Annotated in this window: 14 protein-coding genes and 2 pseudogenes; 5 read left to right on the top strand and 11 right to left on the bottom strand. The window is 40.2% G+C overall.

What is annotated here, in order from left to right; genetic code table 11:
* Window positions 1–364 precede the first annotated feature (364 nt).
* From DWZ40_RS02530 to DWZ40_RS02490, 7 genes are all read right to left on the bottom strand, one after another.
* On the bottom strand, window positions 365–1,684 hold the full coding sequence (locus DWZ40_RS02530) for an ATP-binding protein (protein ID WP_243035179.1): 1,320 nt from the start codon (window positions 1,682–1,684) through the stop codon (window positions 365–367).
* 786 nt (window positions 1,685–2,470) lie between these two features.
* Entirely contained in the window at window positions 2,471–3,409 is a 939-nt protein-coding gene (locus DWZ40_RS02515) for a hypothetical protein (RefSeq protein WP_118540538.1), read from the bottom strand.
* A 214-nt stretch (window positions 3,410–3,623) separates the two neighbouring features.
* Window positions 3,624–4,832, bottom strand: a complete 1,209-nt coding sequence (locus DWZ40_RS02510; protein ID WP_243035166.1) for an ATP-binding protein — start codon at window positions 4,830–4,832, stop codon at window positions 3,624–3,626.
* A 190-nt stretch (window positions 4,833–5,022) separates the two neighbouring features.
* On the bottom strand, window positions 5,023–5,664 hold the full coding sequence (locus DWZ40_RS02505; RefSeq protein ID WP_118540536.1) for an MAE_28990/MAE_18760 family HEPN-like nuclease: 642 nt from the start codon (window positions 5,662–5,664) through the stop codon (window positions 5,023–5,025).
* A gap of 1 nt (window position 5,665) precedes the next feature.
* Window positions 5,666–6,700: a DUF262 domain-containing protein gene (locus tag DWZ40_RS02500; protein ID WP_118540535.1), complete on the bottom strand. Its 1,035-nt coding sequence runs from the start codon at window positions 6,698–6,700 to the stop codon at window positions 5,666–5,668.
* Between the two features lie 101 nt (window positions 6,701–6,801).
* Window positions 6,802–7,614 (bottom strand): hypothetical protein, encoded by an 813-nt coding sequence (locus DWZ40_RS02495; protein WP_118540534.1) that lies wholly within the window; start codon window positions 7,612–7,614, stop codon window positions 6,802–6,804.
* Window positions 7,601–7,834, bottom strand: coding sequence for a helix-turn-helix transcriptional regulator (locus tag DWZ40_RS02490; protein WP_118540533.1), 234 nt, complete (start codon window positions 7,832–7,834; stop codon window positions 7,601–7,603). The genes DWZ40_RS02495 and DWZ40_RS02490 overlap by 14 nt, the downstream gene beginning before the upstream one ends.
* 85 nt (window positions 7,835–7,919) lie before the next feature.
* Between DWZ40_RS02490 and DWZ40_RS02485 the strand changes: the two genes are divergently transcribed.
* Window positions 7,920–8,783, top strand: a complete 864-nt coding sequence (locus tag DWZ40_RS02485; protein WP_118540532.1) for a Dam family site-specific DNA-(adenine-N6)-methyltransferase — start codon at window positions 7,920–7,922, stop codon at window positions 8,781–8,783.
* 58 nt (window positions 8,784–8,841) lie between these two features.
* Here the strand turns inward: DWZ40_RS02485 and DWZ40_RS02480 are convergent, their stop codons facing one another.
* A complete protein-coding gene (locus DWZ40_RS02480; RefSeq protein ID WP_347560034.1) occupies window positions 8,842–9,522 on the bottom strand; it encodes a DNA methyltransferase in 681 nt (226 codons plus the stop codon).
* Between the two features lie 369 nt (window positions 9,523–9,891).
* On the opposite strand from DWZ40_RS02480, the gene DWZ40_RS02470 reads away from it, so the two are divergent.
* From DWZ40_RS02470 to DWZ40_RS02455, 4 genes and pseudogenes are all read left to right on the top strand, one after another.
* A complete protein-coding gene (locus DWZ40_RS02470) occupies window positions 9,892–10,308 on the top strand; it encodes a hypothetical protein (RefSeq protein WP_118540530.1) in 417 nt (138 codons plus the stop codon).
* Window positions 10,302–10,643, top strand: coding sequence for an IS66 family insertion sequence element accessory protein TnpB (tnpB, locus tag DWZ40_RS02465; RefSeq protein ID WP_118540529.1), 342 nt, complete (start codon window positions 10,302–10,304; stop codon window positions 10,641–10,643). The genes DWZ40_RS02470 and tnpB overlap by 7 nt, the downstream gene beginning before the upstream one ends.
* Before the next feature lie 142 nt (window positions 10,644–10,785).
* The gene (locus DWZ40_RS02460) at window positions 10,786–10,965 is read left to right on the top strand and encodes a hypothetical protein (protein ID WP_243035165.1); all 180 of its coding nucleotides are present in this window, start codon (window positions 10,786–10,788) and stop codon (window positions 10,963–10,965) included.
* Between the two features lie 88 nt (window positions 10,966–11,053).
* Window positions 11,054–12,289 (top strand): annotated as a pseudogene (locus DWZ40_RS02455) (IS1182 family transposase); the annotation flags it as partial.
* Between the two features lie 34 nt (window positions 12,290–12,323).
* Here DWZ40_RS02455 and DWZ40_RS02450 read toward each other — a convergent pair.
* From DWZ40_RS02450 to DWZ40_RS02440, 3 genes and pseudogenes are all read right to left on the bottom strand, one after another.
* A pseudogene (locus DWZ40_RS02450) lies at window positions 12,324–13,566 on the bottom strand (IS256 family transposase).
* Window positions 13,567–14,019: 453 nt separating this feature from the next.
* Window positions 14,020–15,501, bottom strand: a complete 1,482-nt coding sequence (locus DWZ40_RS02445) for a recombinase family protein (protein ID WP_025483343.1) — start codon at window positions 15,499–15,501, stop codon at window positions 14,020–14,022.
* Between the two features lie 84 nt (window positions 15,502–15,585).
* Window positions 15,586–15,762, bottom strand: coding sequence for a hypothetical protein (locus tag DWZ40_RS02440; protein ID WP_015563782.1), 177 nt, complete (start codon window positions 15,760–15,762; stop codon window positions 15,586–15,588).
* Between the last annotated feature and the right edge of the window lie 78 nt (window positions 15,763–15,840).

Raw genomic sequence — 15,840 nt, 5'->3', positions numbered from 1 at the left:
AAATTTATATCCATCTGCGAGGTGCGCCGTCAGGCGCACCTCGTAAAAGAAGCCGGACACTATCCTTCAGTATCCGGCTTCTTGCTGCGAATCTTCTGGCACCTTTAGCTCTGATAAACAAACAGACGGTTCATTCCCTCCTGCCACGGGTATTCGAATTCCAAATATATGATTTCTTTCCCAAAACGTGTAAATTTTTCTTTCCAATAGTTTGTAGTTGCCTCTCTTAATCTCATAATATGATCTTGTATGATTTTAATTTCTGTTTGTGCTTCCCAGCAATTGTATCCACACCTACTGAGCCACTCAACAGCTACATATACAGTATTCCTTGTAGATCTCTTTCAATGTTTGATGAGCTTTTTCAGCTGCTGTAAAAATCTTCCAGCGTTATCAGTTTAACCTCGCCCCGCTCCTGTGCCTGAAGAAGTCCATCCGTAAAACCGCCTTTCGAAAAGATATAATAGTAATAGTTGCTGCCCTGTCCGAAGACGGATGCGTAATCCCTGATCAGATCGAGTTCATCCACACCAATTTTCCCGTTCCTGTACTTGCACGAACCAATGATATAGTCCTTACCCGAAACAGGTGTTCCGACAATATCAATCTGTATCTGCTTTTTCTTCTTCGAATCTGTGCCCCACCATTGACCGATTTCGCTCAATTCAATCGGAAGATTGTCGGAATAATAAAGCAGATAATCCCGACACATCTTTTCAAATATCAGGCCCATGTAATCTGGAAGATGCTGCTTTACAGCGTGATGGTAAGTTTTTGCAATTCTGCCAGAATCAATGGAACTCATATTGACAGGCACAAACCGATACCAGAAACGGAAGAAGTTGTCTGCCAGCAGATAGATGGTTTTCTTGCCTGGTTTTTCTGCGATCGGAGTTTCCTTTTTGACAATTCCAAGGCCAATTAATGTTTTCAAATATTTAGATACGACAGAATTTTCCTCGCCGACCTTCATCTTAATATCGCTTAGCCTGGAAGCTCCCTCGGCAACTGCTTTGCTGATTGCATTATAGATAGCAGGTTCTCTGAGTTCCTGCTTCAGCAGATTTCCAGGCTCCTCATACAAATAGCTGGAACGGTCAAAGAAGTTATCCAACAGGGCCTCATCCACGCTGTCTTTTACATCCAGCTTGTTGATATAGTGTGGAATGCCTCCTGTGATTCCATAAATCAGGGAATTATCTTCCGCAAACAGGTCCGGGTGAAACACCGCTGTTTCCTTATAATCCAGTGGCTCAATCTTAAACTGACCAGTATGTCTACCATACAGCGGACTTTCCTTGCCAAGTACCTGGCTCTCCATAAAGCTCATAGATGAACCACAAAGGATCAGATACATTTTGGAATCTGCCCATTTGTGGTCGATGATGTGCTGCAGCATTACTGAAATGGATGGCTTCGCTTTCGCAAGATACGGATACTCATCAATAACAAAAACAATCCGCTTCTCCTTTGAAAGTGCTGTCAGCTCATCCAGAGCAGCATCATAAGACCGGAATTCTGGTGCAGACTCCTTATCCTGCCTTTCAAAACTCATGATTGACTTTGAAAGCGCTTCCAGATTTTCTTTTCCCGTCGTATTCAATGTGGAGAAGAAAATGGTGGGTTTATCCTTACAAAACTCATTAATCAATGCTGTTTTGCCAATACGCCGTCTTCCATAGATAACGATGCACTCAAATTTATCACCTGCATACCGTTTATTCAGCTTTCGAAGTTCATATCACGGCAATAGAACTGACTCATCTGTTCACCTCCAATAATTATACTCGTAAGTTAGTAACTCGTAAGTTACTTTCTTGCAAGTATAATAAAGCAGATCACATGCAAAGTCAAAGAAAGACATTCGACAAGTCTGTCACACCATTCAGAATAAAAAATGACCGCCGGATGAATTCCGACGGTCGATGGCTGTGCGATTTATTCATTCCTGCCTTTTTGCTGCGCTCCACATCATCCTAAAAAGCATTTGCAGACATGGCTACAATAGTCCTCCACAAACAGGAAAACATTCTTTGTATCTGCACTTTCCCTTGTCAAACGTATACAAAAAAACTGATTTTATTATACTATGGCACCCTACTGTACACAAGAAAAACCTCACTGCTTTAACGCATAAAAATAAAAAAAGGACAGCCGATATATATACTCGAACTGTTCTTTTGCTTCCGAAGTCCACGCGGCATTGACATTACTGTTTCCTGCTCATTTGTACTCAGATCGTTCCATATCCTTACCATTGCGTTCTCTGTCACAATACACTTAATCCTGCACTGCATTCACAAGCAGGAGAGTCAATCCGATATAAACCGCGCAGATCAATGCCAGAAACACACAGGCAATGATGCAAAATTTACGCACCTGCTTGCTCTTTTGAAGATATTTGTGTGACGCTATGAGGCCAGCGATAGCTGCTATCATCCATATCACTGCCAACCAAAGGGGCATATCATCAACCTCCCTCACTCAGATACAGCTGCGAAAAAATAGTTTGGTAAATCTCATCCATATCTTCTTCCGTATCCACAGACTCACAGAACCCGTAAAGATAGGTATAACTGTCAGTATCCACAGCAAATACCGTCCATTTCCGGGTATCCTCGTTCTGACCTGCGGTATACGTTACGATATAAACCGGATAAGTCAGGTTCTCAGTATATTTCTCATTTGCTTTTGCAGATAGCAGTTCACAGGTATCCGTATCACTTAATGACAGGGCGCAGGCTGTCAGATAATCTTCCAGATCCTGCACCTCCGGGACAAACCGGGTCGGCTCTGCCGTATTTACTATAAGGATCTGGCCATCTTGCGTGAAATCCTCATAGCGGTACGTTCCATCCTCATTGTTTTCCGTTCGAAGGTTCTGCATATTGGTAAAGGGAAGCGCTCCGCCCATCAAAACAGGAATACGTTCACTCGGGATCAGATCCCCACGACCATCATCGTTCAGAGCATAGAGCTCCATAATTTTTTTGTCATAGACTACCGCATCATAGGCACTGTCCACAAACACAGGAACGCTGATATCCGGCGGTGTAAAAATCAAAAAGCTGCCATTTTCCAAAATTGTCGCGGTATCAGGGTCATAGTTCGGATTTACCGGCTTTTCATCCTCACCGTAAAACTGAACCTGAAAACCTCTGTCCAGTTCTTCCACCGTATATTTTCCCAGATCGATCTTAATGCTTTCGCCTTGGGCAAGTGTTGTCTCCAGGCGGTTCTCTCCCCAGTCTTTCCCATCCGTTTCTCTGATACGGATGTCTTCCACAGGATATGTAGTACGGTTCACTACGGTGATTTCAAGTGGCTTTCTTCCTACACCGCAGGCAGCAAGTCCAAGACACACCGCCAGTGTGATTACGGGAAATAAATTACTTTTCCATTTTTTCATCCTGCATTCCTCCTCTATTTGCGAAATGAAAAAGAATGTGCCTTGGCACATTCTCGCGCCGAGGCGCGGGTGCTTCGGCAACCATCTGCCTTTGCGCCGAGTGCGCATCCTCGCGGAGCGTTTTTGTATGATAGGACGCAATTTCCTATCATACAAAAAATCCACCGTACTGTTATTATACGGTGGATCCTATGGGATAACCATTAACTAATGGTTAGGTTTTTTTATTCTGCTGCCTCCCATTCAACTTGTAGCTGCACTGCTCATAGATCGTTCTTATCACTTTTTCCATATTCAGCGGCTTAGCCAGATGGGCATTCATTCCCGCTTTATAGCACTGTTCCTGATCTTCCTGGAAGGCATTCGCAGTCATGGCAATAATTGGGATTGTTTTCGCATCTGCGCGCGCTGCTGCCCGGATGGTTTTTGCCGCAGTCAGCCCGTCCATCACAGGCATCATGATGTCCATAAGAATGGCATCAAAATAATTGCATTGGTTTTCCTGAAAGGCTTTCACTGCCTGCAGGCCATTTTTCACGACCGTGATCTTTGCTCCTTCATCTGACAAAAGCGTTTCTGCGATCTCTGCGTTCAATTCGTTGTCTTCTGCAAGCAGTAAATTCAGGTTTTCTATGGTTGCTTCTGTTTTTTGCTCCTTTACACGGATTGGCGCCGAGGCAATTTTGAAAGGGATCCGTATGATAAAGCTTGAGCCTACGCCTTCTTCGCTCTTGATCTCAATACTTCCACCCATTTTATCGATCAGGCCCTTGACGATCGCCATTCCAAGCCCAACGCCCTGATACATGCTTCTTGCATCATCCTTTTCCTGAGAAAAAGGCTCGAAGATATGTTCCAGGAATTCCTTCCCCATGCCGATCCCTGTATCGGTAATCGTGCATTCATAGGTCGTGATCCCATCGACCGCTTCCGTATAACCAGACACGGTAGTGATCGTTCCGCCAGGCCGGTTATACTTGATACAGTTGCCATAGATGTTTAAAAATATCTGCCGCAAATGTACCGGACTTCCATAAAGAAATGGATACTGGGGCCCCTGTTTATTTGACCGGAATTGCATCTGAATTCCTCTGTCCCTGGCCCGCTGCTCCATGATGACTATGATTTCATTTGTTAATTCGGCAAAATCTATGACTTCCTGTGTCAGCGGGATACTGCCTTCCTCCATCTTGCTCATCTGAAGCACTTCATTAATGAGAGACAATAAATAGTCCGCGGCTATCTGCATTTTCTTATGGTTTTCTTTTACCAGATCTATGTCGTCAAAATGATTCTCATTGATTTTCAGTAACCCTGTAATACCATTAAGCGGAGTCCGCATATCGTGAGACATTCTGGAAAGAAAAGCGGATTTGCTTTGATTTGCTTTCTTTTCACTTTCCAGTGCGATGGATTTAATCATAAAATCGTTCTTGTCCAGCATCAGATTCCAATGCTCAACAGTTCCGTCTGATATCAGACTAGCGTATTGCGGTGTGCAAATGGTGATTTTTCGTGTGATTTATGGGGGAAAACCCGGATTTTCCACTGTGTCCGTGTGGTTTTCTGGGATTTTGTTATCATAGTGTTATCATGTCAACCTATTCTTAATTCTATCTCCTTAAATATTTTCTTTCCTGAATATATGCTTCATATTCCGCAATAACATAATTGCACACTTCCTCCATATAATCACATCTATTTTTTAAATCTAAAATAGTAAAATTTCTTCCCACCTCTTTAGGTGTTTTATTTCCATGTGCAATATAATTACGATTATCTACCATTTCCTGTATGTAACCGCCAATTTCATTTCTCGGTAATACATTTTCTTTCATACCAAATGAATTAGCAATGCTTTTTAATTGTTTATATCTTATATTTTTTCCATCTGTTGGCATCATATCATGCGAAATAACAATCTTGGGATTATTTATCATTTTATCTGATAACTTCCATCTTTTTTCCCATTTATGTTCATTACCTACATTATACATTCCATCATATTCATCAGAAAAAATCAACGAATATAATTCATATACACACTCATCAAGCTTTACTTCTGCATTATTTAACTCATCTATTGTTGTTGATACCACCTGGCGTATTGTTTCTTCGTAAATCCCATACATATATACAAAATATAACCCTTTTGTAATATTACAATATTGATTTCTCTCATCAATGTTAGCTAACCATAACTTCAATTCACAAACCTTACGAGTCAGCTCATTTTTTATTTCATCAAACAACACTTTATCCCTCGAATTTATTTTTGCAGTATTCAATTCTCTTGATGACGCGTTCTTTTGTATTCGTAGCTCCTGTTGTATACTTTATAAGTTCACTATCTTTTATCCAATCTTCCACACCCTCTGTATTAATTGTTCCGTTTTTAAGATATGCTAAAGCAGCTCCCACTGCAACAGCCTCATAAAGATTCAATGGCGTATTTTTTCTTCCTTTACTAATTCCTTTTGGCAGTGCCATATTCAATGTCTTAAATACTTCACAGAATATTTTCTCATTTTTGCTGTAATTAAATTTTTTATCTGCTTTCTCCATGTAATCATTTAAAAAATCTCTTACACTATGAACAAAACTTTTCAAATCATACAAATATGCAAAAAATCTTAAAACCAATTCCTCTCTAGTTCCGTCATTTTCTTGTCTTTCCGTTAAATGAACGCATTCGATAAAATCTTGATTCTTAGATAATTCTTTTATAAAATTATTAAATCCACCCCTATAAACACAACTTCTAATTTCCTGATCAGTAAGTGTAACACCACCTCTATTCAATCTTTCAAATAAATCAAACCTAACTTGTTTATCACTTTTATCACTCAGCGTTGTAACTTTTATATTAGATAATTTAAATTTTGTTTGAATGTCTATCGGTAACTCGGTAAAACTTTTCCCATTAAATTCTGTCAATTTTTTTAATTGTTCTAATGTCAATTCGTTCAAATTGGGAGTTCCTATTTTTTCTCGCTCCTCATCTGTTCCAGCAAAACACAAAATAGTACTCACACGCTGTACTCCATCTATCAATTCCCATGTTCCATCCGCATTCGTAGCCATAAATAAGCTGGGAATAGGAATTCCTAAAAATATTGATTCTATCAAGCTAGACTGCCTCTCCTTATCCCATCGAAATTGTCTTTGATATTCAGGGGCAATATTTATCAATTTGTCATTTACCATACTAATCAATTCTTTTATCGAAAGATCGTAAGTATTAAAATCAACTTTCATTTTTTGCTCCATTAGTTGTTTCTGCAAATCCATTTTCACTATTTCCTCTTCTTAATATATTATGTTTATATAGTTCCAATTATTCATAAATATATCACTTAATTCAAACTATTTATTCCACACTCACTTTGATACTAACAAGACTTTTCATCAAATTCTTCAAGAACTTCTCTCCATCTTGTCAAAACTTCCTTTCCAACAATAAGTTCATCTATAAGTCCCATATTAAGCGTATCAATAAATCTGCACAAATAGGATTTCCCTTGTCCCCAGAAAGTATAATGGCTATCAATAAACATTACATGATATACTTGCTGCCCGGTTCTATCGTATATTTCGTTGAATTCATATCCATCAAGTTCTGCTTCATATACAGCATCTGCAACTCTACTTCCAAATGACTTTGAATAATAATACTCTTTTATTTCCCACACTATCTTAGGATTATAAATCGAAGGATATGCTCCATCAAACCTTCTTGAAGATGCTCCAATGATCTTTCTATTATTCAACAGATACACAAGCCCTCTTGGATCTGGATTAAATTCCTCATCTCCACCAAGCATTTCTTCTGCTATCATGGTAATAATTGCGGTAAAATAATTTACTTTTTTGATCTCTTTACGTTGTTTGTTCATAATCAGCTTACATTTATATTTTCCGCTATTTCTCATTTCTTCAAATATCTGCTTAGCCTCATCAACATCCATCAAATTTTTCTCAATCGTATTATTTAACAAGTCAGCTCTCATATTACAATATAAGACAGCTTTGTTAATTCTATCCGGAGAAACTTCAATATTCTCTTTGTCGCACAATTTTTCTATTTGCTCTACTGTATAAGTTAAAACGATTCCTTTTCTAGAATATCCCAATTTTTCGCTAATAAATCGTATAAAAAACCAAAACGATTTATCTTCTCTTCTAAATTCCTTAAATGCCTTCATATTGCTCCACCTCAATAAATAATTCCGACTTCTTCACTTGCAATGCATGCGCAATTTTATCTATATTTTCCAAAGAAACATTACGCTTACCAAGTTCTATGTCACTTATATATGTCCTATGTAGTCCGCATAAATCGCCTAGCTCTTCTTGTGATATTTTCTTATCTTGTCGTATTGCTCTTACTGCTTTTCCATAAGCGACACGTATTTCTTCCTGCATTGCTTGACACCTCCAACTAGTTAAATTATAATAGCACTGTAGACTTTGAGTCTACAGACTATAAGTTACACGTGAGGTTTAAGCAATGTCAAAAGTACCAGCATTATTAAAGTGGATCGGAAATAAGCAACGCTTTGCCGAAACTATTATTTCATATATGCCCGAACAATTTAATAACTACTATGAACCATTTTTGGGGAGCGGTGCTGTAATGTCACAATTACTATACCAAAACAGCACAACCAACACACCTATGTTTACTCATTCATATGCCAGCGATATCTTACCATTTTTAATTGATATTTTTAATATCGTCAAATATGATCCGCAGCAAATAAAAGATTATTATTCAAAGGAAATTGAAAGTTATTATAAAGATCCTAATAACAAATACAATGAAATTAGAGATAGATTTAATAGCAATCACAACGCTCTTGATTTCTGTCTTTTATCACGTACATGCTACTCCGGAATAATCCGTTTCCGGAAAGCTGATGGATATATGTCTACTCCAAAAGGCCCACATAATCCTATTAAACCAGAAACATTTTCAAAAAGAGTAGATTTATGGCATGATCTTATAAAAAACTCGACTTTTTCAACTATGTCATTTGAAGAATGTATGGATAAAGCACAACCTGGTGACGTAGTTTATTGTGATCCGCCCTATACTCATAGTCAAAGCATTATTTATGGTGCTCAAACTTTCAATATAGAAACATTATTCAATAAAATAGCTGAATGCAAAGCCAGAGGTGTTTATGTAATGTTATCAATCAATGGTACACGTGAATCCAACAAAAAAGATATTTCTATCACACCACCTATAGATTTATTTGAAAGAGAAATTTTTGTTAACTGTGGTACCTCTATGATTGATCGATTGCAAAACGCTGGTCAAACCATGCAAAACGAAGTTGTTCATGATAAACTGCTTCTTACTTGGTAGATAATTTTTCACAAAGGAGATACTCGACACTCGTCCCGTATCTCCTTTGTGAATATCTCTATTTTTCCAACACGAATATATATTCATGTGCCAACATTAAAAATGTTTTTTCTATATTATTCCAATATTCTGTAGCTTTGCAATTATGCTGTTCTTTTATAATAATTTCTTTAAGTTTAAATCCAGCATCAACGAATTTTTGCATAGAATTCATGCCCAGTGGTAGCACATAGCCTTTTTTCCGTATATCACCAATCATAAATGCACATATTCCTTGCTTTTTTAGTACCCTATATGATTCTTTTGCAACCTGTTCCAGTTCCTGCAAAAAATCCTCATATTTTAAATGAGAAATATCTCCTGGTATTTCTTTACTATACCGTATAATATCTGCATATGGTGGGTGAGTACAGATAAGATCTATACTTTCGTCTTTTATAAATGATAAATTGTTTGCATTTCCTTGTTTGGTGAATATTTTTGATTTTTCTTGACAAGTAAAATTTAGATTTGTGTTAGATAATTTGACAGCCTCAGAATTTATATCAACGCCAATTGCATTTCTTCCCAATAACTTTGCTTCAATCAACGTTGTGCCACTGCCTAAGAATTGATCTAGTATCCAGTCTTTTTTCTTTGAATACCTCAAAATAATATTTCTAGGAATATACGGAGACCAGTTCCCTCTGTATTTTCCTGAATGTGTAGCCCAATTTCCCCTTTCAGGAAAAGACCATATTGTTGTATCTTCTAATTTGAATCTTTCTGGTGTTTCTCTTATAACAATCGCTCCCTTCTTTTTTGCTCATTATACTTCCACATTGTTTATTTGTCCATGAAAAATCTCCATCCAAATATTAATTATCAATAAATATTTGAACAGAGATTCCTTTTGCATTATAAATATATTATTTCTTTCAATGCTATTTCTTCAGCATTTGCTTTGATATTATTCATTCTTCTCACCCATTCCATCTGATTCTGCGTAAGCGCTTAAATTCTGGGTAACTAGCTATCGTCTTCCAAATACCTCATAATGATTGTAAGTAGATTTTTACTCCATTTTTATGGTAGAAAGTAAAAATTCACTCTACTTGGAGGATTTATTATGAGTTGTAAACGTGCTTCAAAACGTTCCCTGGATGAATGGATGGAAATGGTGACAGCCTGCAGGCAAAGTGGTATGACGGATGCGAACTGGTGTGCAGAACACGGAATTGCTCCCAGCAGTTTCTATAATGCAGTTACCAGGTTGCGAAAACAGGCCTGCCAGATACCAGATCCGATTAAAAAAGCCAGTACTCTGGATCTTACATCCCGTAAACAGGATGTGGTCCGGATTGCTATAGAACCGGAGAATTCTCCGGAAGAACTGCTTTCAAATCCCATGGACAGTTCTATGTACCTTGACAATTCATATACAATTGAAATCGAAACAAATGGGATACTGATTCGCATGAGCAATTCTGTCCAGCCATCTCTTTTAAATCTGTTGCTGAATGCACTGAGGAATCCTGTATGTTAGCGGATATTTCAAACGTCGATGCTGTTTACATTGTATGTGGCAGAACGGATATGCGTAAATCTATTGATGGCTTGTGCGCGATTATTCAGGATCAGTTTTCCATGGAGCTTGATCATTCACTTTACCTTTTCTGTGGTCGCAAATGCGACAGAATCAAAGCAATTCTGAAAGAACCGGATGGGATTGTCCTGATCTATAAAAAGTTGACGGCATCCCAGGGTTCTTACCGATGGCCAAGAAATAAATCTGAAGTGCGGAATCTCACATGGAGGGAGTTTGACTGGCTGATGTCTGGCATTGATATCGAACAGCCAAAAGCAATAAAAACCACCTGATCCAAGACTAAAAAAGTGCACATAAAAGTGCTGCTTTTCCTTGTATTTTCGGAACTTTCAGGTCTGTTGGAAACGTTGTTTTACTGGGTTTTTCCTGCTCTTTTTGGTATAATAAAGGTATCAAAAACAGGAGGGGAAAACCGTGGCAGACAGTTCCAAAGGTCTCCAGCTGCGTGAGCTGAAAGATATGATCACCGATCTAAAACAGATGATAAAAACGCTTCAGGCAACTGTCGATGCTGCCAACAAACGGGAAGAAGCACTTATTCAGGAACGTGATAACCTGAAAGATGAAATCACACTTCTTCGTAAGAAGTTATAGACTGTAGACAAAGCCCCGCTTTTGCGGGGTTTTGCTATTGTTAGAACCGTTTTTCTGATATAATGATGTCAGAAGGGCGGTGTTTTTTATGATGACAAAAAATGCAGATAAGAAAAGGGAACAGATGCTGATGTTCTGTATGGATGACATGGTGCCACAGAATCACATGCTCCGTTTGATTGATAAAGCCATTGATTGGAATTTTATTTATGACTTAGTAGAAGAAAAATACTGCCCTGACAACGGTCGGCCAAGCATGGATCCCGTTATGCTTATAAAAATTCCGTTTATTCAGTATCTCTACGGAATAAAAAGCATGCGGCAAACAATGAAAGAGATTGAAGTAAATGTTGCATACCGTTGGTTTCTGGGACTGGATATGATGGATCCTGTTCCACATTTTTTTACATTTGGGAAAAACTATACACGCCGTTTTAAAGATACCAATCTTTTTGAACAGATTTTTTCCAGGATTCTCGAAGAATGCATGAAATACAAACTTGTAGATACTGACCAGATATTTGTTGATTCAACTCATGTAAAAGCTTGCGCTAACAGTAAAAAAATGCGGAAACGAGTCGCTCATGAACAAGCTCTTTGGTATGAAGATGAATTAAAAAAAGAAATCGAGCAGGACCGTCTGGCTCATGCTAAAAAACCATTGAAAGATAAAAATGATTACCAGCCACCAGCATCTGGAGGAAACGGTTCAGAAAATTTAGAAGCTTCAGAAGAAATTCCGTCCGGTGTCAAAACACAAAAAAGCAGTATAACTGATTCGGAAAGCGGTTGGTTTCGAAAAGGGGAACATAAGCATGTTTTCGCATATGCAGTCGAAACCGCATGTGATCAGCATGGATGGATTTTAGGATATAGCGTTCATCCTGGAAATGAGCATGACAGTAGAACTTTTAAGGCACTGTATGAAAAGGTAAAAGCATTTGATCCTTCTATGATTATTGCAGATGCAGGATACCGGACACCGGCGATTGCCAGAAGGCTGCTATTAGATGGAATTGAACCATTGTTTTCGTATAAGCGTCCGATGACAAAAGAAGGCTATTTCAGAAAGCATGACTACGTTTATGATGAGTATTACGACTGCTATATTTGCCCTGAAAATCAAGTGCTTTCTTATAGCACAACAAATCGAGATGGCTATCGTGAATACAAAAACCGTGGATATATTTGCTGTAATTGTCCCAAGAAATCTAAATGCACAGAAAGCAAAGATCATGTGAAGCTGGTAACACAGCATGTATGGGAAAGATATATAGAGAAAGCAGAGGATATCCGTCATACACTGGGAAACAAAGAGATTTATTGTTGTCCGGCAAATTAAACGATTATGTTTTTACTTATTCTGGAAGTCGTCCTTCGTACATGATACTCAACTCCCCATAGACCTGGCCCCAGTCCCCGGATGGTAGTTGTCCATTTCTTAGTAGCCTCGAAAGTGGCCAGATATAAGGCTTTTAACAGCGCTGTATCACTTGGAAATACGCTTCTCTGACGATTCAGTTTCCGGTATGTGGAGTTCAGTGATTCTATCGCATTTGTTGTACAAATGACCTTCCGGACAGTGGTTGAAAACTTAAAAATTGGAGAAACGGCATCCCAGTTGTCCTTCCAGCGTTTCATAGAATTCGGATATTTCGGACTCCATTTTTCTGTCACACGGTCTAAAGCAGCCAGAGCCTTCTGCTCATCAGCAGCCTGATAGATGGTTTTTAAATCTGTAGCGAAAGCTTTCCTGTCTTTATCCGGAACGTATTTCAGCGTATTTCTTACCTGATGGACAATACACCTCTGATATTCTGTCTTTGGAAATGCCGCCGAAATCGCTTCTTTAATGCCTGTAAGGCCGTCTACACAGATAATCAGGATATCTTTAACCCCTCGATTTTTTAGTTCATTTAAGACAGAAAGCCAGTATTTCGCACTTTCATTGTCACCAATCGTGATGGTCAATACTTCCTTTTTGCCCTCTGTGTTAATGCCCAGAATTACATAGGCTGCAAGTTTACGAATCACTCCGTTGTCCCGCACAGAATAGTGGATAGCATCAATGTAAAGAATCGGATACACGTCGTCTAGCGGTCGATTCTGCCAGTCTTCAATCTGCGGAAGTATCTTATCTGTTACATCAGAAATAAAACTCTCAGATGTTTCGAAGCCATAGATATCTTCAATCGTTTCCGAAATTTGGCGTGTAGTCATTCCTTTGGCATACATGGAGATAATCTTCTGGTCAATGTCAGAAATATCCTTCTGACGCTTTTTGACAACCTGTGGTTCAAAGGTGGACTTTCGATCTTGTGGTACTTCGATTTCCATAGAACCATACCGACTGTTTACCTGCTTGCGTTTATAGCCGTTTCGATAATCGTCGTTGTCAGAACGCTCGGATTTCTCATATCCGAGATGTTCATCCATTTCTGCCTCCATCATTTCCTTGAGGGTGCCGCCAAGGATATCTTTAAGAGCATCCTGGATATCTTCAGCAGTCTCAATATCGTATTCTTCGAGAAGCTGACGAATGATATTTCTTTTTCCATCGGTCATTTGTACTCTGTGTACAGGTTTCTTTTGTCTTGCCATAATAAAAGGCCCTCCTAATGATATTTATTTTATCATAGAAGGACCTTATGATGGTTATTTTACAGAAAAAGTTTCACAGGCTCTTAAACGATGCTCCATGCGGCAGATTATTTCGAGCTGATTTGGAGTTCCTACAGAGATGCCCGTCACTTTAAAAGCAACTGTTTCATCAAATTGTTTTCCTGACAGAAAAACTCCCGCAAATTAATTGCGGGAGCCTTCTCAGCCGAGGGGGCTGTCATTGATTGCCTGCATTACGATGTTAGCTGTGATCCGGTAAGCGCTTACGGTTATCGGATAAGAAAACTCTTCATAGTTTTTCTTGCTTAACGCATCCATGTTTTTTTCAAACTTTAAACGTTGTGTAGAAAATTTTCTATATTCCTTTTTCGTCTTATCATCTGTTAACGAAAACTATTTTTTACAAAGGCATAATGCCAAGTGAAACAGGCTTTAGATTTTCCAGTGGATTGTAACGCTCTCACTGGTTGCATCAATGTGGGATATGAGAATATCAACCACCTTGCGCTTATCGTCAAAACTCACGGACTCCCAATCGTTGAGGTAATTCGTGATACAGTCAATTTGCGTGTCCGAAACGGAATTAGCGGTGAGATCGGCCACCAGCTTTAACTGCTTTTGCCGTTCTGCGTCCAGCTCCTCGATCCTATTGTTTGCGTATTGCAGGAGCAGCGGGTTTGCCCCGGACAAAGTGTCCAGAAGTTTCTCAATCTCGCTTTCCGTCTTTGCCAGGGCAACACGGGCGGCGGTCAGTTTGGGGTTATAGCCCGGTTCCTTGCCGCCTTTCAGCGTGTGATACTTCCGCATTTTCTCCACCATCTCGCCATACACAAAGGACTCCATGCTTTGCGCCGTCAGCGTACCGGCACCCTCGCAGCTCCCGTTATCGGCCCGCTGCTTGCACCGCAGGTAAGTAACGCCGTTTTGGGCTCTCAAGCCCACCAGAGCATAGCCGCAGCGTCCGCACTTGATTTTCCCGGCCAGCCAGGTATTGTGGCATTTGCGGCCATTCTGGAATGAGGTGTTTTGTGACAGCTTACGCTGGACGGTCAGCCAAAGGCTGGAGGGGATGCGCCCCTGGTGGGGAGCGATTACAAGGATTTGTTCTTCACCCTCCCGGCCCTGGTAGAGATAGCAGCTATTGTCCCCCGTGAACATTTCCGGGGGGCTTTCGATTTTTACGCCCTGGGCTTTGAAGTATTCGTAGATGTCCATATCGGCCTGGACATAGACCGGGTTTCTCAGCAGTTTCGAGATAAAGGCCCGTTGCAGGGCTTTTCCATAGACATCAATGGAGTTTTTGACAAAGTACCGGGTTATATCGCCGTAGGAGCTGCTCGGCTCCGCATACATCTGGTACATCAGCTCGGCAAAATCCATTTCCGCATTTTCCACCAGCTTCTTTGTCTTGATCCCGTCCATGACGATGGGCTCAGTATCAAAACCGTATGGCGTCCGGCCCCGCATATAGTAGCCTTTGGTACACCGGGAATAAAAAGCGTCCTGCACGCGCATTTGGATGCTTTCCCGTTCCAGCTGGGCAAACACGATACAGATATTGAGCATCGCCCTGCCCATTGGGGTAGAGGTATCAAATTTTTCCGTACAGGACACAAACTCCACATTGTACTGCTTGAACAGCTCCATGAGCTTTGCAAAGTCCACAATGGAGCGGCTGATCCGATCCAGCTTGTAGACGATCACCCGCTTGATGAGCCCCAGCTTGATGTCCTGCAAAAGCCGCTGGAAGTCCGGGCGTTCAATATTCTTGCCGGAGTAACCTTTATCCTTGTACTCCCGGCCCTCACCGCCTTTCAATTCGTAACGGCAAAATTCAAACTGACTTTCAATGCTGATACTGTCCTTTTTGTCAATCGACTGCCGCCCATAAATCGCGTCAATTCTGTTATCCATAATTAGCTCCCTTTCCATAAATGGGAGCCAACCTACAACTATATTATACCTCTAATGCCCCCATGCAACAAGGATGACTCCGGCCTACCCCCTCTGTCCGGCGTACTTTACAAACACATCAAACAGCCGCCGCTCGACCTCACGGCTTCGCTTATCCCGCTCCTGCGGCGGGTAAATGGGGGTAACATTCTTGACGGTGATCGTCCGATCCCCAAGAACGGCAGTTTTGATCTCGCTTTCGTATTTGACCTGTGCCTGCATAAAATACCTCCCTCTTAAAACGGTATGGATAAAGGAAACGGCCAGCACCCGCATAGGGCGCTGGCCGCTTGACGGTGT

Origin of the sequence: Clostridium sp. AF32-12BH, from assembly GCF_003477935.1 — a bacterium.
GTDB lineage: Bacteria > Bacillota > Clostridia > Lachnospirales > Lachnospiraceae > Brotaphodocola.
The sequence above is the reverse complement of the archived record's forward strand: the minus strand, read 5'-3'. Positions and strand labels throughout refer to the sequence as shown.

Coding starts and splice junctions, on each gene's coding strand:
- DWZ40_RS02490 (WP_118540533.1), bottom strand. CDS start 7,834: ATGCAGGAAGAAATACGTGTCGCTTATGGAAAAGCAGTAAGAGCAATA.
- DWZ40_RS02440 (WP_015563782.1), bottom strand. CDS start 15,762: ATGCAGGCACAGGTCAAATACGAAAGCGAGATCAAAACTGCCGTTCTT.
- tnpB (WP_118540529.1), top strand. CDS start 10,302: ATGTTAGCGGATATTTCAAACGTCGATGCTGTTTACATTGTATGTGGC.
- DWZ40_RS02485 (WP_118540532.1), top strand. CDS start 7,920: ATGTCAAAAGTACCAGCATTATTAAAGTGGATCGGAAATAAGCAACGC.
- DWZ40_RS02510 (WP_243035166.1), bottom strand. CDS start 4,832: ATGATTAAATCCATCGCACTGGAAAGTGAAAAGAAAGCAAATCAAAGC.
- DWZ40_RS02500 (WP_118540535.1), bottom strand. CDS start 6,700: ATGGATTTGCAGAAACAACTAATGGAGCAAAAAATGAAAGTTGATTTT.
- DWZ40_RS02515 (WP_118540538.1), bottom strand. CDS start 3,409: ATGAAAAAATGGAAAAGTAATTTATTTCCCGTAATCACACTGGCGGTG.
- DWZ40_RS02495 (WP_118540534.1), bottom strand. CDS start 7,614: ATGAAGGCATTTAAGGAATTTAGAAGAGAAGATAAATCGTTTTGGTTT.
- DWZ40_RS02470 (WP_118540530.1), top strand. CDS start 9,892: ATGAGTTGTAAACGTGCTTCAAAACGTTCCCTGGATGAATGGATGGAA.
- DWZ40_RS02445 (WP_025483343.1), bottom strand. CDS start 15,501: ATGGATAACAGAATTGACGCGATTTATGGGCGGCAGTCGATTGACAAA.